Here is a 22,798-nt window from a genome sequence, read left to right on the forward strand (position 1 = left end):
ACGGCCTGCTTCTGATTCGTTTTCGGTCCTTGTGAAGTTGCTCACAGTCCCGGTCGATGGAGGCGCATTATAGGGAATTCTAATGGAGCCGCAACAGGTATTTTGCCTGATTAGGTTCGTTCGCTGCTTTCCACAGCAAAACAGGGGTTTATACCCGCTTTTGCACAAACTTATCCACAGATATGCAAGCCGAGCAAAATTTGGCGAGCATCACGCAAACGTTTTCGCTACAATTCACGCCTATTTTATCAGCTTCGGTATTTCATGCATCGGTGCCTTTTTATAAAAAAGAACGCCGGTGCGTGCCAGTGTTATTAAAACTATCCAATCAAGGGATAAATTCGCCATGCAACAACCACGTCCTGTACGCCGTGCTCTGCTCAGTGTTTCTGACAAAGCCGGTATCGTAGAATTCGCTCAGTCCCTGTCACAGCGCGGCATTAAACTGCTCTCCACCGGCGGAACCGCGCGCCTGCTGGCGGAAGCCGGATTGCCGGTGACCGAGGTTTCAGACTATACCGGTTTCCCTGAAATGATGGATGGGCGGGTTAAGACACTGCATCCCAAAGTGCATGGCGGTATTTTGGGTCGTCGCGGCCAGGACGATGCCATTATGCAACAGCATGCCATCGAACCTATCGATATGGTGGTGGTAAATCTTTATCCGTTTGCCCAGACCGTGGCGCGCGAGGGCTGTACCCGCGAGGAAGCGGTGGAAAATATCGATATCGGCGGTCCCACCATGGTGCGCTCCGCCGCTAAAAATCATAAGGATGTCGCGATTGTGGTGAACAGCGCGGATTATGCGCGCATCCTCACCGAAATGGACGAGCATGGCGGTTCATTGACCTACGACACCCGCTTTGACCTGGCGATTAAAGCATTTGAGCACACCGCGGCTTACGACAGCATGATCGCCAATTATTTCGGCGGCCAGGTCCCGCCCTATCATGGTGACACTTCCGCTCCCGCCGGCCGTTTTCCCCGCACCCTGAATCTGAACTTCGTCAAAAAACAGGACATGCGTTACGGCGAAAACAGCCATCAGTTGGCGGCGTTCTATATAGAAGAGCAAACTCATGAAGCCTCTGTCGCCACCGCGCAGCAGCTGCAAGGCAAGGCATTGTCCTACAACAATATTGCTGATACCGACGCCGCTCTGGAGTGTGTAAAAGAATTCGCCGAGCCGGCCTGCGTCATTGTCAAGCATGCCAATCCTTGTGGGGTTGCCATCGGCAACGGACTTTTAGAGTCTTATGAAAGAGCCTATAAAACCGACCCGACCTCAGCATTCGGCGGCATTATCGCCTTCAACCGTCCACTTGACGCCGTTACCGCCAAAGCCATTATCAGCCGCCAGTTTGTGGAGGTGATTATCGCGCCATCCATAACCGATGAGGCCCTTACCGTACTCAAAGCGAAACAAAACGTGCGGGTATTGACCTGCGGGGTTTGGCAAGCCCGGGTACCGGGTCTGGATTTCAAACGCGTCAATGGCGGTCTGCTGGTGCAGGAAAGAGATTTAGGCATGGTCGGGCCAACGGATTTGCACATCGTCACCGAACGGCAGCCAAGCGAAACGGAGCTGAGGGATGCGCTGTTCTGCTGGAAAGTGGCCAAATACGTGAAATCCAATGCCATCGTTTATGCCCGTGACAATATGACCATCGGTATCGGCGCCGGCCAGATGAGCCGGGTCTACTCGGCCAAGATCGCCGGCATTAAAGCTGCCGACGAGGGATTGGACGTTCGTGGATCGGCCATGGCCTCCGATGCGTTTTTCCCCTTCCGGGACGGTATCGACGCCGCGGCGGCCGTGGGAATCAGCTGTGTTATCCAACCCGGCGGTTCCATCCGCGATGATGAAGTCATCGCCGCGGCTAATGAGCATGGCATCGCCATGATTTTTACCGGTATGCGTCACTTCCGTCACTAAGCCCAGGAGCAACCATGAATATTTTGATTATCGGTAATGGCGGCCGTGAGCATGCCCTGGCGTGGAAGGCCGCCCGTTCACCGCTGGCTGGCAAGGTGTATGTCGCGCCGGGGAATGCCGGCACCGCCATTGAACCCACGCTGGAGAATGTCAATATCGCCCCCACAGATATCCCGGCGCTGGTGGCGTTTGCTCAAGGCCATGATATCGGCCTAACCATTGTCGGACCGGAGGCACCGCTGGTAATCGGCATCGTCGACGCGTTTCGCGCCGCCGGTTTGCGGGTTTTCGGCCCGACCAAAGCCGCGGCGCAACTGGAAGGCTCCAAAGCATTTACCAAGGACTTCCTGGCTCGTCACCATATTCCCAGCGCGTCATACGGGAATTTCACCGAAGTCGAACCGGCGCTGGCCTATGTGCGTGAGAAAGGCGCGCCCATCGTTATCAAGGCGGACGGATTGGCCGCCGGTAAAGGGGTCATTGTGGCGATGACCCTGCCGGAAGCGGAAGCGGCGATTCAGGATATGCTGGCGGGCAATGCCTTTGGCGATGCGGGACACCGGATTGTGGTGGAAGAGTTCCTGGAAGGTGAAGAGGCCAGCTTTATTGTTATGGTGGACGGTGAACATGTGCTGCCCATGGCCACCAGTCAGGATCATAAGCGGGTGGGCGACGGCGACAGCGGGCCGAATACCGGTGGCATGGGCGCCTATTCACCGGCCCCGGTGGTTACGGACGAAGTGCACCGGCGCGTGATGGAACAGGTTATCTGGCCGACCGTGCGGGGCATGGCGGCGGAAGGTAACGTCTATACCGGTTTTCTGTACGCCGGGCTGATGATTAATCCCGAAGGCCAGCCGAAAGTCATTGAGTTCAACTGCCGCTTCGGCGATCCGGAAACCCAGCCCATTATGCTGCGTATGCGCTCCGATCTGGTGGCCCATTGTCTTGCGGCCACCGACGGTCAATTGGATCGGGAAACCTCGGACTGGGATGAACGACCGGCCCTTGGCGTGGTGCTGGCGGCCGGCGGTTATCCGGCGGGGTATCGTGCCGGCGATGAAATTACCGGCTTACCGGCGCAGGAAGTGGAAGGTGAAAAAGTATTCCATGCGGGCACCGTCCTCAAAGAGGGCAAGGTGCTCACGCAGGGCGGCCGGGTGCTGTGCGTCACCGCGTTGGGGGATACCGTGGCGGATGCACAGGCAAGAGCTTATGTCGGGGTGCGCGCTATTCACTGGCAAGACGGTTTTTATCGTACCGATATCGGCTACCGCGCCATTGAGCGGGAGAAAGAGATTTGACAGCTTTTGAAACCGGGGATAGCCGGTCTTATGGCAATGAAAAGCCTAGAGATCGCTTTTCTTGGGTTGCCAACGGCAAAAATCCTCATGGGCGACCAATAACAACTGGGTCCCCTCAGGGGCTTCAAGCCACGCCACGCCCAAAGGTTTGGCTGAAAGTTTTGATCTCGCCGCTATCCACGACAGGGAACGCGCATCGAAGTTGGGATCAACGGCCTTACCTTGGCAATTATACATTGCGCCGTCTCGCCATTGCCCCTGCACCAGGTGCACATGGCCTGCGCGTAATGAATAACTGTCCTTGAGCAGGCGATTAGCTTCGAACTGATAACGCGCCAATTCGTCGTCACTGAGTTTTTCCCGCGCCTGATCCCGTTGACGCTGCATAAAGCTGACATTGCCTTTATCATCAAAACGGATTTGTACTACCTCGGCATTGGCGCCGTTTTGCGTACGGTTAATCTGGCGCACCTGATCGTTCAGGTATTGATAGCGGGTGATGGTGGTATTGTCCCCTTCATAGGGGCTGTAAACGCTGAGAATTGTGACCGTTTGCTGTGCCTGGTCGTCGTTACGCCATAAGCGCATCACGCCCCGGTCGGCAATATAGCCACTGGCGGTAAAGGAAGGCAGCGTATCCTGGTGGTGACTACAGGCGGTCAACATAACGGCAAACAAGCCGACCCAACCCCACCGGCGCGCAAACAAAAGGGGCATGGTAGCCCCTTCGCTTAATCTTTTCACCAACACACTGTATTTACTTAACAGCGTCTTTCAGCGCCTTGCCGGAAACAAATGCGGGCACATTGGCCGCCGCAATTTTGATTTCCTTGCCGGTCTGAGGATTGCGTCCAGTGCGTTCGCTACGATGATTAATTTTGAAAGTACCGAAACCAACCAATTGTACTGCATCACCCTCTTTTAGAGACTCAGTAATTGCCGCCAAAGTGGATTCCAATGCTGACTTTGCCTGCACTTTGGAAAGATCAGCCTTATCAGCAATTACATCAATCAGTTGAGTCTTGTTCATATGTTATCCTTACAGTGTGTTTATCGCTTGCTAAGCATCGAGTGCGACGGATATGCCAAAATTTAGCGCTCTCCTGCAAACACGCACCGATAGCCACTTTTTTTATGCCCCCCCAAATGTAGACCAGACAGGGTGCAGATGTGAAGTCTTAAGACATGGCAAAACAGGTCTTAAATCACGTTTTATTGCCTTATTGCTGTAAATTTATCCCAATATTGCTAATTCCGGCTTCGCGCAGGTCTGCTCGCAGTCCTTTTATCAAATCTAGGTCGCGTTTTTCGCAGGCCGCCAATAGGCGAAAAATCTCCCATTGGATATCCCATTCTTGCTCAATGGCGGGTAATGCGTTCAGCTCTTCATCGGCCATTTCCCGTTCAGCTTCGGTCATTTCCAGCATTGCAACAGTACGAATGGAGGTCTCACTAACGGTAATGGCATGCGCCAGCGTTTCACCACTTAAATACGAATGCAATAATTCGCTAAGCGCGACACAGGCATCGATAGCCGGGTAAACGCCATAAAAATCGAACTCATCGGCCGCGGGAATACATTCTTCCAGCTTTTCTAATTGTAAATCAAAATTAACCTTAGCATCTTTAACTACCTGTGTCTCCCAAACCAAGTCGAGAATGCGACGATAAATCGCTGCTTCACCAAAACCGGTTTGCGTACAAAACAATTGGTAGTTGGGATACATCCGCTCGCACAACGATGCCATAAAAACCACGTGTTGCCAGCCGTCCAGCTTTTCCAGACGCAAATGTATCGGATTACGTAGCATCGCACTATCTCAATATTCTTAATATTGCGTAGCAGTGTACCTGAAATTGCCCGGTTACCCTATTGCGGATTGAACAAGTCCGGGCCTTCCCGCCCTTGCTGCCAGCGCTGAAACGCCATGCGATTCGAGGCTACCGCGTCCGCCCACCGGGTGGGTTCCGGCAAACGGTATCCCCTCATGCATTGGCGTACCCAATATAGCGCGCTATCCAAACCGACCCGATGGCCGGTTGAGATAAACAGTGGATTACAGCGCAATTTACTGCGCCACACCCAGGCCACCTGCTCCCCCTTGTCGATTAAAGGGGTGCTGGCATCCGGCAGGTCGCTTAACGGCTCGAAACGGCCGCACAAACGGCGTTTCGCCACGCCGATGGTGGGCCTGTCGATCAGGAGTCCGAAGTGGCTGGCAACCCCCAAACGGCGCGGATGGGAGATGCCGTGACCGTCAACAAACACCAAATCCGGCTGCTTTGACAGGCGTTGCCATGCCGCCAGCAGAGCCGGATACTCCCTGAAAGACAAAAAACCGGGAATATAGGGCATGGTGGTATTGATGCGCGCCACCTGATACTCAATGAGTTCAAGCGACGGGAAGCGCAATAAGGCAATGGCCGCACGGGTCACTTCCCCCTCTTGCTCAAATCCCACATCGGCGCCGGCAATAACGGCCGGTACCTGGAAATCAAACGCATCCCGGCGGATAACGCTGCCGGCGGTGGCGATTTGCCGGGCGCGTAATTCGGCTATATCCACTTTTTCCACAATAGCGGCTCCTACGGGCGATGATGCCGGCGCCAACCCATGTTATCGCCGGTTCTAAAGGTGGTATGGGCGCGACAGGCGGTGCACCGCCTCAACCAATACGCCGGCATTCTCCGGCGGCACATCCTGGTGAATACCGTGTCCCAGGTTAAAGACGTGCCCGTCCCCATCACCAAAACCTGCCAGAATTTCAGCCACTTCCCGCTCGATGCGTTGCGGTTGTGCGTAAAGCAGCGACGGATCCATATTGCCTTGCAGCGCCACTTGATTCCCCACGCGGCGCCGGGCGTCAGCGATGTCGGTGCTCCAGTCAAGGCCCAGGGCGTCGCAACCGGTTTGCGCCATCGCTTCCAGCCATTGGCCGCCGCCCTTGGTGAACAAGGTCACCGGGACCCGGCGCCCTTCGTTCTCTCGCTGCAGGCCGTCGATGATTTTATGCATGTAGGCGAGGGAAAATTCCCGGTAGTCATTGCCGGTAAGCACACCGCCCCAGGTATCGAAAATCATCACCGCCTGGGCGCCGGCGCGGATCTGGGCGTTCAGATAAAGCGTTACGCTATCCGCCAGTTTGGCCAGCAGCAGATGCAGGGTCTTGGGTTCGGCGTACATCAATTTTTTGATTTTGGTGAAAGATTTGCTGCTGCCCCCTTCAACCATATAGGTTGCCAGGGTCCAGGGACTGCCGGAGAAGCCGATTAACGGCACCTCGCCGTGCAGATTCTTTCGGATAGTACGCACAGCGTTCATGACATAACCTAATTCCTGTTCGGGATCGGGAATCGGTAATTTAGTTATGTCGTCAAAGGAAGAAAGCGGTCGCTCGAAACGCGGCCCCTCCCCCTGTTCGAAATATAGCCCCAATCCCATGGCATCGGGGATAGTCAGAATATCGGAAAACAGGATCGCGGCATCAAGGGGAAAACGTCTTAACGGCTGCAAGGTCACTTCGCAGGCAAGATCAGCATTCCGGCACAGGGACATGAAATCCCCGGCTTCGGCGCGGGTCGCCTGGTATTCCGGCAAATAACGGCCTGCCTGCCGCATCATCCAGACCGGGGTCATGTCCACCGGCTGACGTAGCAGGGCGCGCAGATAACGATCGTTTTTCAATTCATCCATGCTGGATTTCCTTTGATTATGAACGGATTATAGCATGGTATTATCGGCATCCCGATCCGTGGGACCTTGTTCTGTGGGACCTTGATCCGCACGACATAGCGCCACGGTATCCTCGATCAAGCGGCGGGCCACGGTACCCGGCGGCGGCAGTAACGGCAACGCATCGTAACGATACCAGCCGGCATCCAGGATCTCGCTATGGTCGGGGGTGATATCACCGCCGTCATACTCCGCCATAAAAGCCATCATCAGCGAATGGGGAAAGGGCCAGGGCTGAGAGGTGACATAGCGTACATTTTTCACCTTGACCCGCGTCTCTTCCATGACCTCTCGCGCCACCGTCTGCTCCAACGTTTCACCCACTTCGACAAATCCGGCCAGGACGGTGTAGATACCGCCGCGATGGCGGGTATGCTGGGCCAGCAAAATTTCATCGCCTCGACGTATCGCAACTATAATGCAGGGAGCGATCTGCGGGTAATAGCGTTCGTGACAGTGATCGCACAAGCAAGCCCACTCTTTGCTGCTAACACGCATGGTGTGGCCGCAGTAGCCGCAAAATTCATGGGCCCGGTAAAATTCCGCCAGTTGGATACCCCGGCCCGCCAGTTGAAACAGGCCGGCATCTTGATCGATTATCTGCCGCACCGATCCCATATCCCGGGTCATGTTATGGCGCACCAACCAGGCGGTAGCCCCCTCCCATTCACCGATGGGAGTGGCTTTGAAGCCTTGCAGCGTCCAGGTGGAGGCCAGACCAAACGGCAATTCCCCTTTGGGTAACCACAGTTTGCCGTTTTGGCTGACTATCCACCAGCCATGTTCGCTACCGCTGAGTTCTTGTTCCATTTTAGTTGCACTACCCCTTATTCACTGGCAATCTAGAATTTAGCTTTAAATGATGAATACCCCAGCGTTACTTTTTATTACATCGGAGTCTGTCATGTTAAACCAGCTGGAAATATTGGCTCAACGGGTTGGTGGCAGTAATGAACTTATTGACCAATGGCTGATGGCCCGCCGGGGCTTACTGGTCGCTTATTACCATCTGATTGGTCTTAAGCCCAACAAAGAAAAGCATACTCCTCTGGATGAAAATGCGCTGGACGACTTTTGTCATCACCTTGTGGATTATCTGTCCGCCGGCCATTTCCACGTGTATGATCGTATCGTGCAGGATGCGGATGAAAGCAGTCCCAACCGTATCCTAATAACGCAGATCTACCAGGCCTTGCAGGAAAATACGCAACAAATCATGTCTTTTTATGACAGCCAGTTTGAAACCGCCGTCGATCATGATAATTGCATGGAGTTCCAGGATGCGCTTTCCGGCGTCGGCGAAGCCCTGGGCACCCGGTTTTCCCTTGAAGACCAGTTGATTCAAAAGGCGTTGGAGTACCGAGCGGAGGGGTCTTGCCTCGGCGCCCGCCGCCAATAGTCCGGATGCCTCTCGCCTGGCTTAACGCCGGGCCTGAGCATCGTTTTTGGCTCATCTGAGCCGCAATGCTGACAAACCTCCTCGGCGTCAACGAGGCGGGGCGTATTGTCAGCAAACTTTGGCTCTTATGAGCCGGTATCTTGTCGGAGTGCCTAGCGCGTACATTACGCCAGGCTGAGACCGTTAATTCGGGATCCGCGGAACCTGATCGGGTTAATACCCGCGAAGGGAACAAGAGTAATTCAACGCCACGAATCATTGTCAATCGACCTATGATTCCAGCTCAGTCTTATTACTCCCACAGCGCTCCAGACAAGCAATTTTCCCAAACTTAATGTGAGGAATTGCTATGTCTTTACCCACCACTCCGTCCCGCCGTGAACAGCGGGCACAGGCCCAGGATTTTATCAACCGCTTGAAAGGCGAGGCTTTCCCCCGGTCCCGCCGGATCTATCTACAGGGCACCAGCCCCGATATCCGGGTGCCGATGCGCGAAATCCAGCTCAGTCCCACCATGATCGGTGGCGATAAAAACGCACCCCGTTATGAACAGAACGAGCCGATACCGGTTTACGATACCGCCGGACCTTACGGCGACCCGGAAATAACCATCGACGTACGCGCCGGTTTGTTTCCGCTGCGGGCCGACTGGATCGGACGCAGAGAAGACACCGAAACCGTCAGCGAATTAAGCTCCCGTTACAGCGGGGAACGCCGGGCGGACGACGGGCTTGAGGAGCTCCGCTTTGCTCCCGGCCATCTGCCCCGACGCGCCAAACCCGGACGCTGCGTCACACAATTACATTATGCCCGGGCGGGTATCGTCACGCCGGAAATGGAATTTATCGCCCTGCGGGAAAACATGGGCCGTGAACGAATCCGCGGCGAAGTGTTATTGCAGCAACATCCCGGTCAGGGCTTCGGCGCCGAATTGCCGGAAAATATCACGCCGGAATTCGTGCGGCGGGAAGTGGCCGAAGGCCGCGCCATTATCCCCGCCAATATCAACCATCCTGAATCGGAACCGATGGTTATCGGCCGCAATTTTCTGGTGAAGGTCAATGCCAACATCGGCAACTCGGCGGTGAGTTCCTCCATTGAAGAAGAAGTGGAAAAACTGGTATGGTCCACGCGCTGGGGCGCGGATACCGTGATGGATCTCTCCACTGGACGTTATATCCATGAAACCCGTGAATGGATACTGCGCAACAGCCCGGTACCCATAGGCACTGTGCCCATCTATCAGGCGCTGGAAAAGGTGAACGGCGTGGCGGAGAACCTGACCTGGGAAAGTTTCCGCGATACCCTGCTGGAGCAGGCGGAACAGGGAGTGGATTACTTCACTATCCATGCCGGCGTGCTGCTGCGCTATGTGCCCATGACCGCCAAACGCCTGACCGGCATCGTCTCACGCGGCGGCTCCATTATGGCGAAATGGTGTTTGTCCCATCACAAGGAAAGCTTTTTGTATGAGCATTTCCGCGAAATTTGCCAAATCTGCGCCGCCTATGATGTAGCGCTCTCGCTGGGTGACGGCCTGCGTCCCGGTTCAATCCAGGATGCCAACGACGAGGCGCAGTTCGCCGAATTGTATACTCTGGGTGAGCTGACCAAAATCGCCTGGGAATATGACGTCCAGGTAATGATTGAAGGCCCCGGCCATATACCGATGCATATGATTCGCCGCAACATGACCGAACAGCTGGAACACTGCCACGAAGCGCCGTTTTACACCCTCGGGCCGTTGACCACCGATATCGCCCCTGGTTATGACCACTTCACTTCCGGTATCGGCGCGGCGCTGATCGGCTGGTTCGGCTGCGCCATGCTGTGTTACGTCACGCCCAAGGAACATTTAGGCCTGCCGAATAAAGAAGACGTCAAGCAGGGACTGATCACCTACAAAATCGCCGCCCACGCCGCGGATTTGGCTAAAGGCCATCCCGGCGCGCAGATTCGCGATAACGCCATGTCCAAGGCGCGCTTTGAATTCCGTTGGGAAGATCAGTTCAACCTGGCCCTGGACCCCGCCACCGCCCGCGCTTACCACGATGAAACCCTGCCGCAGGAGTCCGGTAAAGTGGCGCATTTCTGTTCCATGTGCGGACCGAAGTTCTGTTCAATGAAGATTTCCCAGGAAGTCAGGGATTATGCCGCCGCACAGGCTATCGAAGTTCAGCAAAGCGGCATGGAGACCATGTCCGCCGAATTTCGCGCCAGCGGCGGAGAAATTTATCTGGCCCCCCTTGCTGCGGAGGATAAATAAATGACCGCCTCTAACACACCCTTTGCCCCTACCGCCCACCGGCTCGGTCTTTACCCGGTGGTGGACTCGCTGGCCTGGATAGTCCGCCTACTGGACGCCGGCGTCACCACCTTGCAGCTTCGCATCAAGGACCAGCCGGCGGAGGTGGTCGAACCGGATATCGAGGCCGCCATCCTGCTGGGCAGGAAATATCAGGCCAGGATATTTATCAACGATTACTGGCAACTGGCGGTAAAACACGGCGCCTATGGCGTACACCTGGGCCAGGAGGATCTGGATACCGCCGATTTGTCCGTCATTCAACATGCCGGCATACGCCTGGGTTTGTCCACCCATGACGACCAGGAGCTGGCCCGGGCGCTGTCATTCCGGCCTTCCTATATCGCCCTGGGCCATATCTTTCCGACCCAGACGAAAATCATGCCCTCGCAGCCCCAGGGACTGGCGGATCTGAGGCGCATGGTGGCCGGACTGACGAATATCCCCACCGTGGCCATCGGCGGTATCAGTATCGACCGGGTCGACGACGTGATGGACTGCGGCGTCGGCAGCGTCGCGGTGGTCAGCGCCATCACCAAAGCGCCGGACTGGCGCCGAGCCACCGCTATCCTGTTGCAAAAGACAGAAGGCCGGGAGGTGACGGATGCTCAATGACCAGGCTTTTTTGCGCTACAGCCGGCATATGCTGCTGGAGGAAATCGGTCCCGAAGGCCAGGAAAAGTTAACGGCCGCCACCGTGCTGATAGCCGGTCTCGGCGGCCTGGGTTCTCCCGCCGCACTGTACCTGGCGGCGGCCGGCGTCGGCACCCTGCTGCTGGCGGATGACGACCGGGTGGACGTCAGCAATCTGCAACGCCAGATTCTTTATCGAACCGGCGACATTACCCAACCCAAGGCCCTTCTGGCGCAGCAGCAGTTACAGGCGCTTAACCCCTTGGGGGAATATATTCCCCTACAGCAGCGCCTTACGGGCGAGCCCCTGATACACGCGGTGGCGCGGGCGGATTTGATCCTGGACTGTAGCGATAATTTGCACACCCGGCATGAGATTAACGCCGCCTGCGTTCGTCAGGGCAAAACATTGGTAAGCGCCAGCGCGGTGGGCTTCAGCGGCCAGCTATTGGTATTGCAGCCCCCCTACCGGCACGGCTGCTATGCCTGTCTGTTCCCGGATGTCGCCGAACCTCAGCGCAACTGCCGCACCGCCGGCGTAGTCGGTCCCGTGGTGGGTATGATGGGTGCCCTGCAAGGTTTGGAAGCGATAAAAATCCTCTGCGGCATGCCGTCTGCGCTGAACGGCCGGCTGCAGCTGTTCGACGGGAAATCCATGACCTGGCGCACCCTGCAACTCACCCGTGCCGCAGATTGCGCGCTGTGCGGTACGCCGGTAGATGAGGAGGAACCGGTTCGATGAAAATAACCCTTAATGATAGGCCCATAGAGCTTTCGAACCGGCTCTCCCTGGCGGAATTTCTGGATCAGCTGAAATATTCTCCGGAGGGCGCGGCCCTGGCAATCAATCAAACCATTATTCCCCGCAGCCAGTGGCCCCGACATTACATCAATGAAGGCGACGATATCTTACTTTTTCAAGCCATAGCAGGAGGCTGAACATGTTGAAAATAGCCGATACTACTTTTACTTCCCGGTTGTTCACCGGCACCGGAAAATTCTCTACCGCCGATATCATGCTGCAGGCATTGGCCGCTTCGGGCAGCCAACTGGTCACCCTGGCCATGCGCCGGGTAGACCTGCGCCACGGCAATGATGCTATTCTCCCCGCCCTGCGCCAGGCCGGCGTGAAGTTGCTGCCCAATACCTCCGGCGCCAAGACCGCTGAAGAGGCGGTATTTGCCGCACGACTGGCCCGGGAAGCCTTGGGTACCCATTGGATCAAGCTGGAAATTCATCCGGATGTAAAATACCTGTTGCCCGATCCCATCGAAACGCTGAAAGCGGCGGAACAACTGGTAAAAGAGGGGTTTGTGGTATTGCCCTACTGCGGTGCGGACCCGGTATTATGCCGCCGCCTGGAAGAGGCCGGCTGTGGGGCGATCATGCCGCTAGGTTCGCCCATTGGCTCCAATCAGGGATTACAAACCCGTGATTTCCTGCGGATTATCATCGAACAGGCAGGTATTCCCGTCGTGGTGGATGCCGGAATCGGCGCCCCGAGCCAGGCATTGGAAGCGCTGGAAATGGGCGCCGACGCGGTTTTGGTGAATACCGCCATCGCCGTGGCCCGAGACCCGGTAGCCATGGCCCACGCCTTCAGGCTGGCGCTGGAGGCCGGCGAGTTATGCCGGCAAGCCGGGCCGGCGCCCCGTCAAATCCAGGCCAGCGCCACCAGCCCGTTAACGGCCTTTTTGCATCCTGTGGAAGGAGCGGCGTGATGAATTCCTTTATTAACCATTGGCAGCGTATCTCTTGGGACGACGCCGGCCACAACATCAATGCCAAGACGGCGCGGGATGTGCAGCGGGCATTGAATACCGAACGGCCCGGCCTGGATGATTTCATGGCGCTCTTGTCGCCGGCGGCCCAGCCGTATCTTGAACCTTTGGCACAGCGCGCCCAACGGTTGACTCGCCAACGCTTCGGCAACGTGGTGAATCTGTATCTGCCGCTTTATCTCTCCAACCTGTGCTCCAATGATTGTACCTATTGCGGTTTCTCCATGAGCAATCGTCTTAAACGCAAGACCCTGGACGAGCAGGAGATCATCAATGAGTGCGAAGCGATTCGACTAAGAGGTTTTGAAAACGTACTGCTGGTGACCGGTGAGCATAAAAGCAAAGTCGGTATGGATTATTTTCGACGTTATGTGCCGTTGATCCGCGACTATTTCAGCTCGCTCATGATGGAAGTACAACCCTTATCCCAGGAGGACTACGCCGAGCTGAAAGCCCTTGGCCTGGACGGCGTTATGGTCTACCAGGAAACCTATCACGAGCCGACCTACCAGCTGCACCATCTGCGCGGACAAAAAATGGATTTTGCCTGGCGGCTGGAAACGCCGGATCGGCTGGCGCGGGCCGGGATCGACAAGATCGGCTTGGGGGCGCTGATAGGATTGTCGGATAACTGGCGGACAGACTGCTATATGGTGGCCGAACATTTAGTGTATCTGCAAAAAAACCATTGGCAGAGCCGCTATTCCCTTTCCTTCCCTCGCCTGCGGCCCTGCGCCGGGGGAATTACGCCGGCATCGCTGATGGATGAATCGCAGCTTTTGCAGGTGATGTGCGCCTTTCGCCTGCTGGCGCCGGATGTGGAAATTTCATTGTCTACCCGAGAGTCCCCTTGGTTCCGCGACCATGCGGTACCCATCGTGGTCAACAGCGTCAGCGCCGGATCGAAAACCCAGCCGGGGGGCTATGCCGGCGGCACGCCGGAGCTGGAACAATTCGAGCCCCATGATAATCGCTCGGTACAGGAAGTGGAGCAGATGCTGCTGCAGTCGGGTTTGCAGCCGGTATGGAAGGATTGGGACAGTTATTTAGGCAGGTCGCCGACGCTGATTGAATAAGGGATGGTGAGCACTTTAAAGGTTTTGCCCTGATTTAGCGGCGGGACAGTCCCCCTGTCCCGCCGATGATTATGCCTTAATCAGCGCCAGCTTACGTTATTCATGGCAGCGGAACGTTTTCAATCGGCGCACACCACCAACCCTTTATCATTACCGGTCTCTCTGAATTGTAACATTCCCCCGGTCAGGGTATTAAGCGCTACCACGGCGGGTTGTCCGCCGAACAACGGCGGAAGTATGGTGCTGGACCAAATAAAGCCATTACTGCCCCCAGGCGATAATGGCCATCCGCCCGCCGGCATTGCGCTATAGGCCGCATCCACGGAAGCAAAGGGCGGCAATGTGCAGTATAAACCTCCCTCTTGATAGGTCGCTAATGCCCAGCTTTCATTGTTTACACTCGCGCTGCCGCTGCCGGTGAATTCACTGGCAAGCTTCGGGCGCGAAAGACCGTTGATGGATTCCGCCATATGCCCGTAATAATTGGCCTGCGGGACGTCCGGGCTGGTTGCCACGGTAAATATGACGTCTTGAGACACACTTTTACCTTCACGAGCAGTCACCTCAATGGTGGTTTTAACCCCCTTGCCCAAAGGATCGGTGACCGGAATGCTGATTTTACCCGTCGCTGCCACCACACCGCCTTCATATTTTGGCAATCCGTCAAACAATAGCGTGGCGCTTTCGGACCCATTTTGCCGATTGACGGCGCCAAGGGAGTGAACATCGATAATCACATCCCCGACCGGCGAACCGTCTGCAAGCGTCGCTTCCACCGTCATCATAAGCTGCTCGCCGGCTTTCGCCCGCACCGTATCCACACTGACTTTTAAATCTATGCTGCCGGGAGTGAAGTTCAGCTCTTTTGCCATTGAGGTGATTTCCAGGCCATCCACATGGGGGGCGAACCTGACCATACCGGGTTTATTGCCGCGCACGGTGGCGGTATACACCCCGCTGCTTTCGCTATGGGCTGAAAGGGTCACGTCATCCCCCGGCGAGGCACTAAAGGCCAGCCTGGTCCCCAGACCCGCTATTGCCCGGCCTCGCGCATCCCTGGCATACAGCGTCAGCGTAGCGGTCTCGGTATTATCCGCTGTCAGCGTATCCTTATTGATTTCAAAGGTGGATTCGGTTGCATCCAGATCCGCGGCAATAAGGGTGATAGGTTGACTCAGACCCTCCATGCGATTGCCCTCAACCGCCGGCGTTATCGTATAATTTCCCGGCACGGTACCGAACAGTCTGGCAACGTAGGTTCCCTGGTCATCAAACTGCCCATTTTCTTGTCTCAAACCCTCACTCGGCGAAAGATAAAAAAGGATTCTGCCTACGGTTTTGGTCATGTTGCCATATTTATCCCGCGGTATCAGTTTAAGCTCTACACTATCTACATCATTGGCCTTCAGTTTGTCCTCGCTGATGCTGAAGGAGGTATAAAGCTCGCTGAACGGGCCTGGCGTAAAGGTCACTACTTTCACCAAGCCGCTTAATTGCTGGCCGTCGATTGACGGCGCGACATCAACCCCGCCCGCTACAACGCCGCTAAGCCGGGCGGTATAATTTCCGTCGGATTCAGTCATTTCCGACACCGTGATCCCCGCCGATGGCGTAGCGATAAATTTCACCCGTTCTCCCAGCCCGGTGACCGCATTGCCGTCCTTATCCCTGACGGTGAAGTTCAGCAGGGTGAAATCAGTGCCCACCGTAAGCGTATCCTCGCTCACGCTGAAATCGGAGTGGCTTTCGTAAGACAGGGCAACGCGCAGGCTGACGGTTTTAGCCAAGCCGTCTAGCTTAACGCCGTCAAGAACAGGCGTAATGGTCACCTCACCCGGCTGGTTGCCGCTTAGAGTGCTGCTGTAGCTGCCGCTATCTTCGATAATATCGGTCAATACGGCGCCCTCTAACGGCGTCATTTCAAACGCCAGACGCGGACCGAGACCGGTAAGGGCACGGCCGGACACATCCTGGGCGCTGAAGGTCACCGTCGCTCGCTCAATACCGTCGGCAAGGATAGTGTCACTGCTGGCATCAAGCCGTGACCGGCTGTGATCCATGCCTGACGACAGCAAGACAACGTTGATAGCTTTCAACGCCTGTCCGTGAATCATCGGGGTGATTACCGCCCGTCCGGTATCGGTGCCGGCGGTCAAAGTAGCCGAATAGACGCCGGGCGCGGTTTCACTGATATCCCCCACCGCCGGCGCGGAGCGAGTCAATACGGCCTTAGACCCGGCAAAAGACATATCGTCTCCGGCCTCAAACGTTAACGTAAACGTCAGCGCATCCGCCATCCCGCTGACCGGATGAAGGCTTTCATCCAAGAGACTTACCGACAGCAGGCTGGTTGAAACTCCGTCCGCCAGCAGGCTGTCCGGGGTTGCCGCCGTGGGCGTCGACGCCAGGCTGATACCATGGCCGGACACCTCGAGGGTGGTATAAGCGCGATTGGAGGCGTTGCCCTTTTTATCATAGGCCGTTGCGCCAAGGGTATAGAGATTCGTTGCCCCCGCGGGCCTGTAGGGCGGCAGGGTGACCGACAGGACATGCGGCGCCAGCGGCGACACCGAGCCACCGGCGGCAGTCAATGCCGCGCTGTCCCATTCTATGCGTTCCAGGGCATGGGTGGCGGTGACCTGGGCGGTGATGGTAAGCGGCTGCCCGGAGTTTCCGTTCATCCGCTCCGGCATCAGCAGGCGGATAATCTCCTTTTTTTGATAATCCAGCACAATATGATTGTTGCGCTCAACCAGGTCGTAACGGCTGACCGCCAGGGTTCGTTCGGCGGCCACGGAGGCGGGATCCATCTGGGAGAACAACGAATCCCCCAGGCGATATCGTAATTGCAGGTTCACACGGGAATCCTGTTGGCCGCTTTTACCCTGCCGGTGCTCGCCGCCAATGGTGATTAGCGGTATCGGCGTGTAATTAAGCCCCAGGGTCAACGCATAGGGGTTCCTTTGCCGGTTGTCCTTGCCGAATAACGCCACCTCGTTGCCGCGATAGCTTTCATACATCAGTTTCCCGCCCAGTTGCGGATGCGACGGCAGGAAGGCCTCCGCGCGCAGGTCAAAACCATTGGCCGGTCGTTCGTTATAATCCTCGAAATCCCGCGACTGATGCCAACTGCTCAGGCGAAAATAGCTGTTGGCGGATAATCTCAGGTAATTGCTCCAAGCCTCAGCGCCGATACCGGCCCGGCGATTTTTTCCGGTGAAGTCATTATCATAAAAAGTATTCAACCCGTACATCCAATCGCCGTAAAAGGTTCGTACGCCGCCGCCGATATTACCGGTATTACGATGGTCTTTATTACGTATTCCCCATTGGGTAAATACCATGGCATCCTGATTTTCAAATACCGGCACCAAGAGATCGAGCGCGCTATTGTCCAGCCTGAATTGATCATTGAGATTGAGTTGTAACCGCGCGGTGCCGAATTGTTCAAACCAGCCTTTGGCGTAATGGCCGGCCCCCCCCACCAGCGCCGAACGTGCCATACTCAGCGCCGCTTTATCGCTTTGTTTCGCCGACAGCACATTACCGGCCGCCATTGCCCCATCGGCAATTTTATTCTCTAGGGACGCCTTCGTATTCGATGGGCCGTTATTATTAAAAAAAACGTCTTTGGACGGCGCCTCCGCCGATGCGGCAAGGGATGCCGCCACCGCCGGAGCAAAAGCCACACCAAGGGGAAACATGACCTGCGACGCAATGATTGCCCAGGCTACGGGCCGCCATAAAGGGAAATCCCGCTGGCCGTCGGCGAAGGGTTGGCGCGGACGTATTTTATTATCGGATGAAGGGTATAGGGGCTTACCTGGCATTAAATTTTCCTTTTTATTAATCAAGAGTCTTTCTTCATTGCAACCTGCTAAATAACTTCACAAATATGAATTTTATTAATAAAATAATAAATTACTTAAAGCGCATTATGTGAAGGAAAGATTTTTTAGTTTTTTTTAAAAAATATTATTTGTAATTGCATTATCTGAAGAGAAAGTTAAAACATCTTGATGGAATTATGATGCTTATTAAAAGGAGGTCAGAATTTTTTATTTTACGGCAAGCAACAGCACATCAAGATTGCCTAGTTCTTGAATTTTTCTCTTTATATATACTCGACGCATATACATTATTTATAAACTTATCATCTCATATGAAATATCCATTTATATATAATATGAAACATGTTTACCGATATATTGATCCGTTGGCATAAGGCTTCTGCAGCTAAAACGCAAAAAAAAGCCGCCCCCTGAGGGACGGCTATTGCCTATTACGGTGCTCTAATAACGATTATTTATCGTTATTACCGCCTAAACCGGCATTCAGCAGTTCCGCCATATTGGCGGAGGCTTCATCGGCGGTTACGGACGGTACAACCGGCACTTCGCCCAGGGCACGACGACGGGCACGATCCTGATGGTAGGCATAACCGGTCCCGGCAGGGATCAGTCGGCCGACAATCACGTTCTCTTTCAGACCGCGCAATTCATCGCGTTTCCCGGCAACGGCGGCTTCAGTAAGCACACGCGTTGTTTCCTGGAACGACGCCGCGGAGATAAAGGACTCCGTGGCCAGGGACGCCTTGGTAATACCCAGCAAATCCCGGCTGAAGGTCATCTCGATCTTGTCGTCCGCCGCCAGCTGGCGGTTGGCGATCTTGACCCGTGAGTATTCAGCCTGTTCGCCTTCCAGGAAGTCGGTGCCGCCGGCGTTGACGATGGTGGCTTTACGCAACATCTGACGAACGATAACTTCGATATGTTTATCGTTGATCTTAACGCCCTGCAGACGGTAAACATCCTGCACTTCGTTAACGATGTAGCGGGTCACGGCATGCACGCCGCGCAGACGCAGAATGTCATGGGGCGATTCCGGTCCGTCGGATATCACGTCGCCGCGTTCCACACGTTCACCTTCGAATACGTTAAGCTGACGCCATTTCGGAATCATCTCTTCGTAAGCATCGCTGCCATCCACCGGAGAAATCACCAGACGACGTTTGCCTTTGGTTTCTTTACCGAAGGAAACGATACCGCTGATTTCCGCCAGGATAGCCGGTTCTTTCGGCCGGCGCGCTTCGAACAAATCGGCAACGCGCGGCAGACCGCCGGTAATATCCTTGGTACCGCTGGATTCCTGCGGCAAACGCGCCAGGGTGTCGCCGCCGGTGATAGCCAAACCATCTTCCAACTGAACGATGGTTTTACCCGGCAGGAAGTACTGCGCGGGCATATCGGTGCCGGGGATCAGGACGTCGTTACCATTGGCGTCAACGATTTTCAGCGCCGGGCGCAGGTCTTTACCGCCACCGGTACGTTCCGCCGTATCCAGTACCACGATAGAAGACAAACCGGTAAGTTCATCAGTCTGGCGGGTAATGGTCTGGCCGTCGATCATATCGGTAAAGCGCATAAAGCCGCTCACTTCGGTGATAACCGGCATGGTATGCGGATCCCAGTTGGCAACCGTTTCCCCGCCCATCACCTCGGAACCGTCACCTTTGGACATAACCGAACCGTAAGGCACTTTATAGCTTTCTTTGGTACGACCGAATTCATCGATCAGTTTCAGTTCCGTATTACGGGAAGTGATCACCAGTTTACCGGCGCCGTTGATAACGAATTTAGCGTTATTCAACCGCAAGGTACCCTTGTTTTTCACCTGAATGCTCGATTCGGCGGCATTACGCGAAGCGGCGCCACCGATATGGAACGTACGCATGGTCAACTGGGTTCCGGGTTCACCGATGGACTGCGCGGCGATGACACCGATGGCTTCACCCTTGTTCACCAGGTGGCCACGGGCCAAATCACGGCCATAGCAGTTGGCGCACACACCGAAATCGGTATCGCAGGTCACCACTGAACGAACCTTGATGATATCCACGGAATTATCTTCCAGAACATCACACCATTGTTCGTTCAGCAGGGTATTGCGTTCCACCAGTATATCGGCGGTACCCGGTTTCAGCACGTCTTCCGCGGTGACGCGGCCCAGCACACGTTCGCGCAGCGGCTCTTTAACATCGCCGCCCTCGATAACCGGGGTCATGGTCACACCGGCGTGGGTGCCACAGTCATCCTCTGTCACCACCAGATCCTGCGCCACATCCACCAGACGGCGGGTCAGGTAACCTGAGTTCGCCGTTTTCAGCGCGGTATCCGCCAGACCTTTACGAGCACCGTGAGTAGAGATGAAGTACTGGAGTACGTTCAGACCTTCACGGAAGTTCGCGGTGATAGGCGTTTCAATGATGGAGCCGTCCGGCTTGGCCATCAGGCCGCGCATACCCGCCAGCTGGCGAATCTGCGCCGCGGAACCACGGGCGCCGGAGTCGGCCATCATAAAGATGCTGTTAAAGGAAACCTGACGCTCTTCCACGCCGTCACGGTTAATCACCGATTCGGTGGACAGGTTATCCATCATCGCCTTGGCAACACGTTCGTTAGCCGCGGCCCAGATATCGATAACCTTGTTGTAGCGTTCACCGGCGGTCACCAAACCAGACTGGAACTGTTCCTGGATTTCGGCCACTTCGGCTTCGGCTTCTTCGATAATCCCCGCTTTCTTGGCCGGGATAACCATATCATCGATACCTACCGACGAGCCTGAACGGGCCGCGTAGGCAAAACCGGTATACATGATCTGGTCGGCGAAGATAACCGTGGGCTTCAGGCCCAGCACGCGATAACAGGTATTCAGCATCTTGGAGATGGCTTTCTTACCCAGCGCCTGGTTGACCAAAGCGAACGGCAATCCCTTCGGCACGATCATCCACAAAATCGCGCGGCCTACCGTGGTGTCGACGATGTGGGTATTTTCAATCAGCTCGCCGTCTTCGTTCTTGGCATACTCGGTGATACGCACTTTGACGCGCGCATGCAGCTCGGCAATACCGCCCCTATAGATGCGTTCCGCTTCTTTAGGCCCGGTCAATACCATGCCTTCGCCTTTACCGTTCACCCGGTCGCGGGTCATGTAATACAGACCCAGCACCACGTCCTGGGACGGAACGATAATCGGCTCACCGTTGGCCGGCGACAGGATGTTGTTGGTGGACATCATCAGCGCACGGGCTTCCAGCTGGGCTTCCAGCGTCAGCGGTACGTGAACGGCCATCTGGTCACCATCGAAGTCGGCGTTGTACGCCGCGCACACCAGCGGGTGAAGCTGGATGGCTTTACCTTCAATCAACACCGGCTCGAACGCCTGGATACCCAGACGGTGCAGGGTCGGCGCACGGTTCAGCAGCACCGGGTGTTCGCGGATAACTTCATCCAGGATATCCCAGACCACGGCTTCTTCGCGTTCAACCATCTTCTTGGCGGCTTTGATGGTGGTGGCAAGGCCACGCAGCTCAAGCTTGCCATAGATAAAGGGTTTGAACAGTTCCAGCGCCATTTTCTTCGGCAGGCCGCACTGATGCAGACGCAGGTACGGACCCACGGTAATAACGGAACGACCGGAATAGTCGACGCGTTTACCCAGCAGGTTCTGACGGAAACGCCCCTGCTTGCCTTTGATCATGTCGGCCAGGGATTTCAGCGGACGCTTGTTGGAACCGGTAATGGCACGACCGCGACGGCCGTTATCCAACAGCGCATCCACCGCTTCCTGCAACATACGTTTTTCATTGCGTACGATGATATCCGGCGCGGCCAGATCCAACAGACGTTTCAAACGGTTGTTACGGTTGATCACCCGACGATAGAGATCGTTCAGATCGGAGGTGGCAAAACGGCCGCCGTCCAGCGGCACCAGCGGACGCAGATCCGGCGGCAACACCGGCAGCACCGTCAGGATCATCCATTCCGGTTTATTACCGGACTGAACAAAGGCTTCCAGCAGCTTGATACGCTTGGTCAGCTTCTTGCGCTTGGTTTCGGAATTGGTTTCATTCAGCTCTTCACGCAGGGTTTCGCATTCCGCTTCCAGATCCATGTTTTTCAACAGGGCCTGAATGGCTTCGGCGCCCATTTTAGCGTCAAACTCATCACCAAACTCTTCCAGGGCGTCCAGATACTGTTCTTCAGTCAGGATCTGGCGGCGCTCCAGGTTGGTCATGCCGCCTTCGACCACCACATAAGATTCAAAATACAACACGCGCTCGATATCACGCAGCGGCATATCCAGCAACAAACCGATGCGCGAAGGCAACGATTTCAAGAACCAAATATGCGCTGTCGGCGAAGCCAGCTCGATATGGCCCATGCGCTCACGGCGCACTTTGGTCTGGGTCACTTCAACACCGCATTTTTCACAAATCACGCCGCGATGCTTCAACCGCTTGTACTTACCGCACAAGCATTCGTAATCTTTGACCGGCCCGAAAATACGGGCGCAGAAAAGCCCGTCACGTTCAGGCTTGAACGTACGGTAGTTGATGGTTTCCGGCTTCTTCACTTCGCCGAACGACCAGGAACGGATCATATCTGGCGAGGCCAGAGCAATTTTGATCGCATCAAACTCTTCGGTCTTGGTTTGTGCTTTCAGAAACTTAAGTAAATCTTTCACGGATTGGCTCCTGTCGGAGTTAGACCTGTTAGGCGCCTGAAACGCTCAGGCGCCCTTATTACCGGTGCGAACGCACCCGAGCCGGTATCCCTCTCATCTTTCAAA

At 55.5% G+C, this 22,798-nt stretch carries 17 protein-coding genes and 1 riboswitch; of the genes, 9 read left to right on the plus strand and 8 right to left on the minus strand.

The features are described 5' to 3' along the window. Positions 1 to 346 precede the first annotated feature (346 nt). A complete protein-coding gene (gene purH, locus HB631_RS25705; protein ID WP_213994028.1) occupies positions 347 to 1,936 on the plus strand; it encodes a bifunctional phosphoribosylaminoimidazolecarboxamide formyltransferase/IMP cyclohydrolase in 1,590 nt (529 codons plus the stop codon). Positions 1,937 to 1,950: 14 nt separating this feature from the next. Further along, on the plus strand, positions 1,951 to 3,240 hold the full coding sequence (purD, locus tag HB631_RS25710; protein ID WP_213994029.1) for a phosphoribosylamine--glycine ligase: 1,290 nt from the start codon (positions 1,951 to 1,953) through the stop codon (positions 3,238 to 3,240). A gap of 45 nt (positions 3,241 to 3,285) precedes the next feature. On the opposite strand, the gene HB631_RS25715 is transcribed toward purD, so the two are convergent. The 6 genes from HB631_RS25715 to nudC form a co-directional block, all read right to left on the minus strand. After that, complete coding sequence (locus HB631_RS25715; RefSeq protein WP_213994030.1) at positions 3,286 to 3,957, minus strand: DUF1481 domain-containing protein; 672 nt, start codon at positions 3,955 to 3,957, stop codon at positions 3,286 to 3,288. A gap of 40 nt (positions 3,958 to 3,997) precedes the next feature. After that, positions 3,998 to 4,270, minus strand: a complete 273-nt coding sequence (gene hupA, locus HB631_RS25720) for a nucleoid-associated protein HU-alpha (protein WP_213994031.1) — start codon at positions 4,268 to 4,270, stop codon at positions 3,998 to 4,000. Between the two features lie 190 nt (positions 4,271 to 4,460). Further along, a complete protein-coding gene (locus tag HB631_RS25725; protein WP_213994032.1) occupies positions 4,461 to 5,051 on the minus strand; it encodes a YjaG family protein in 591 nt (196 codons plus the stop codon). A gap of 59 nt (positions 5,052 to 5,110) precedes the next feature. After that, positions 5,111 to 5,806, minus strand: a complete 696-nt coding sequence (gene nfi / locus HB631_RS25730) for a deoxyribonuclease V (protein WP_213994050.1) — start codon at positions 5,804 to 5,806, stop codon at positions 5,111 to 5,113. A gap of 63 nt (positions 5,807 to 5,869) precedes the next feature. After that, entirely contained in the window at positions 5,870 to 6,934 is a 1,065-nt protein-coding gene (gene hemE, locus HB631_RS25735) for a uroporphyrinogen decarboxylase (protein WP_213994033.1), read from the minus strand. A gap of 27 nt (positions 6,935 to 6,961) precedes the next feature. Beyond that, positions 6,962 to 7,783 carry an NAD(+) diphosphatase gene (gene nudC, locus HB631_RS25740; RefSeq protein ID WP_213994034.1) on the minus strand — a complete coding sequence of 274 codons (822 nt, stop codon included), beginning with the start codon at positions 7,781 to 7,783 and terminating at the stop codon, positions 6,962 to 6,964. A gap of 94 nt (positions 7,784 to 7,877) precedes the next feature. Between nudC and rsd the strand changes: the two genes are divergently transcribed. The 7 genes from rsd (at position 7,878) to thiH (ending at position 14,167) form a co-directional block, all read left to right on the plus strand. Beyond that, complete coding sequence (gene rsd, locus HB631_RS25745) at positions 7,878 to 8,372, plus strand: sigma D regulator (protein WP_213994035.1); 495 nt, start codon at positions 7,878 to 7,880, stop codon at positions 8,370 to 8,372. 134 nt (positions 8,373 to 8,506) lie between these two features. Next, positions 8,507 to 8,620, plus strand: a riboswitch (TPP riboswitch). Positions 8,621 to 8,721: 101 nt separating this feature from the next. After that, positions 8,722 to 10,638, plus strand: coding sequence for a phosphomethylpyrimidine synthase ThiC (gene thiC / locus HB631_RS25750; protein ID WP_213994036.1), 1,917 nt, complete (start codon positions 8,722 to 8,724; stop codon positions 10,636 to 10,638). Continuing rightward, on the plus strand, positions 10,639 to 11,292 hold the full coding sequence (gene thiE / locus HB631_RS25755; RefSeq protein WP_213994037.1) for a thiamine phosphate synthase: 654 nt from the start codon (positions 10,639 to 10,641) through the stop codon (positions 11,290 to 11,292). It abuts the gene before it with no gap. Next, the gene (locus tag HB631_RS25760) at positions 11,282 to 12,052 is read left to right on the plus strand and encodes a HesA/MoeB/ThiF family protein (protein WP_213994038.1); all 771 of its coding nucleotides are present in this window, start codon (positions 11,282 to 11,284) and stop codon (positions 12,050 to 12,052) included. The genes thiE and HB631_RS25760 overlap by 11 nt, the downstream gene beginning before the upstream one ends. Next, positions 12,049 to 12,249: a sulfur carrier protein ThiS gene (thiS, locus tag HB631_RS25765; RefSeq protein ID WP_213994039.1), complete on the plus strand. Its 201-nt coding sequence runs from the start codon at positions 12,049 to 12,051 to the stop codon at positions 12,247 to 12,249. Before HB631_RS25760 ends, thiS begins: the two co-directional genes overlap by 4 nt. Before the next feature lie 2 nt (positions 12,250 to 12,251). After that, positions 12,252 to 13,031, plus strand: a complete 780-nt coding sequence (locus HB631_RS25770; protein WP_213994040.1) for a thiazole synthase — start codon at positions 12,252 to 12,254, stop codon at positions 13,029 to 13,031. Next, complete coding sequence (thiH, locus tag HB631_RS25775) at positions 13,031 to 14,167, plus strand: 2-iminoacetate synthase ThiH (protein ID WP_213994041.1); 1,137 nt, start codon at positions 13,031 to 13,033, stop codon at positions 14,165 to 14,167. Before HB631_RS25770 ends, thiH begins: the two co-directional genes overlap by 1 nt. A 119-nt stretch (positions 14,168 to 14,286) precedes the next feature. Here the strand turns inward: thiH and HB631_RS25780 are convergent, their stop codons facing one another. Together HB631_RS25780 and rpoC are read right to left on the minus strand one after the other, a co-directional pair. Continuing rightward, complete coding sequence (locus tag HB631_RS25780; protein ID WP_213994042.1) at positions 14,287 to 17,997, minus strand: inverse autotransporter beta domain-containing protein; 3,711 nt, start codon at positions 17,995 to 17,997, stop codon at positions 14,287 to 14,289. A gap of 472 nt (positions 17,998 to 18,469) precedes the next feature. After that, entirely contained in the window at positions 18,470 to 22,693 is a 4,224-nt protein-coding gene (gene rpoC / locus HB631_RS25785; RefSeq protein ID WP_213994043.1) for a DNA-directed RNA polymerase subunit beta', read from the minus strand. Between the last annotated feature and the right edge of the window lie 105 nt (positions 22,694 to 22,798).

The sequence above is a fragment of the Sodalis sp. dw_96 genome (assembly GCF_018449575.1).
Lineage (GTDB): Bacteria > Pseudomonadota > Gammaproteobacteria > Enterobacterales > Enterobacteriaceae > Acerihabitans.

Coding starts and splice junctions, on each gene's coding strand:
- purH (WP_213994028.1), top strand. CDS start 347: ATGCAACAACCACGTCCTGTACGCCGTGCTCTGCTCAGTGTTTCTGAC.
- purD (WP_213994029.1), top strand. CDS start 1,951: ATGAATATTTTGATTATCGGTAATGGCGGCCGTGAGCATGCCCTGGCG.
- HB631_RS25715 (WP_213994030.1), bottom strand. CDS start 3,957: ATGCCCCTTTTGTTTGCGCGCCGGTGGGGTTGGGTCGGCTTGTTTGCC.
- hupA (WP_213994031.1), bottom strand. CDS start 4,270: ATGAACAAGACTCAACTGATTGATGTAATTGCTGATAAGGCTGATCTT.
- HB631_RS25725 (WP_213994032.1), bottom strand. CDS start 5,051: ATGCTACGTAATCCGATACATTTGCGTCTGGAAAAGCTGGACGGCTGG.
- hemE (WP_213994033.1), bottom strand. CDS start 6,934: ATGGATGAATTGAAAAACGATCGTTATCTGCGCGCCCTGCTACGTCAG.
- nudC (WP_213994034.1), bottom strand. CDS start 7,783: ATGGAACAAGAACTCAGCGGTAGCGAACATGGCTGGTGGATAGTCAGC.
- rsd (WP_213994035.1), top strand. CDS start 7,878: ATGTTAAACCAGCTGGAAATATTGGCTCAACGGGTTGGTGGCAGTAAT.
- thiC (WP_213994036.1), top strand. CDS start 8,722: ATGTCTTTACCCACCACTCCGTCCCGCCGTGAACAGCGGGCACAGGCC.
- thiE (WP_213994037.1), top strand. CDS start 10,639: ATGACCGCCTCTAACACACCCTTTGCCCCTACCGCCCACCGGCTCGGT.
- HB631_RS25760 (WP_213994038.1), top strand. CDS start 11,282: ATGCTCAATGACCAGGCTTTTTTGCGCTACAGCCGGCATATGCTGCTG.
- thiS (WP_213994039.1), top strand. CDS start 12,049: ATGAAAATAACCCTTAATGATAGGCCCATAGAGCTTTCGAACCGGCTC.
- HB631_RS25770 (WP_213994040.1), top strand. CDS start 12,252: ATGTTGAAAATAGCCGATACTACTTTTACTTCCCGGTTGTTCACCGGC.
- thiH (WP_213994041.1), top strand. CDS start 13,031: ATGAATTCCTTTATTAACCATTGGCAGCGTATCTCTTGGGACGACGCC.
- HB631_RS25780 (WP_213994042.1), bottom strand. CDS start 17,997: ATGCCAGGTAAGCCCCTATACCCTTCATCCGATAATAAAATACGTCCG.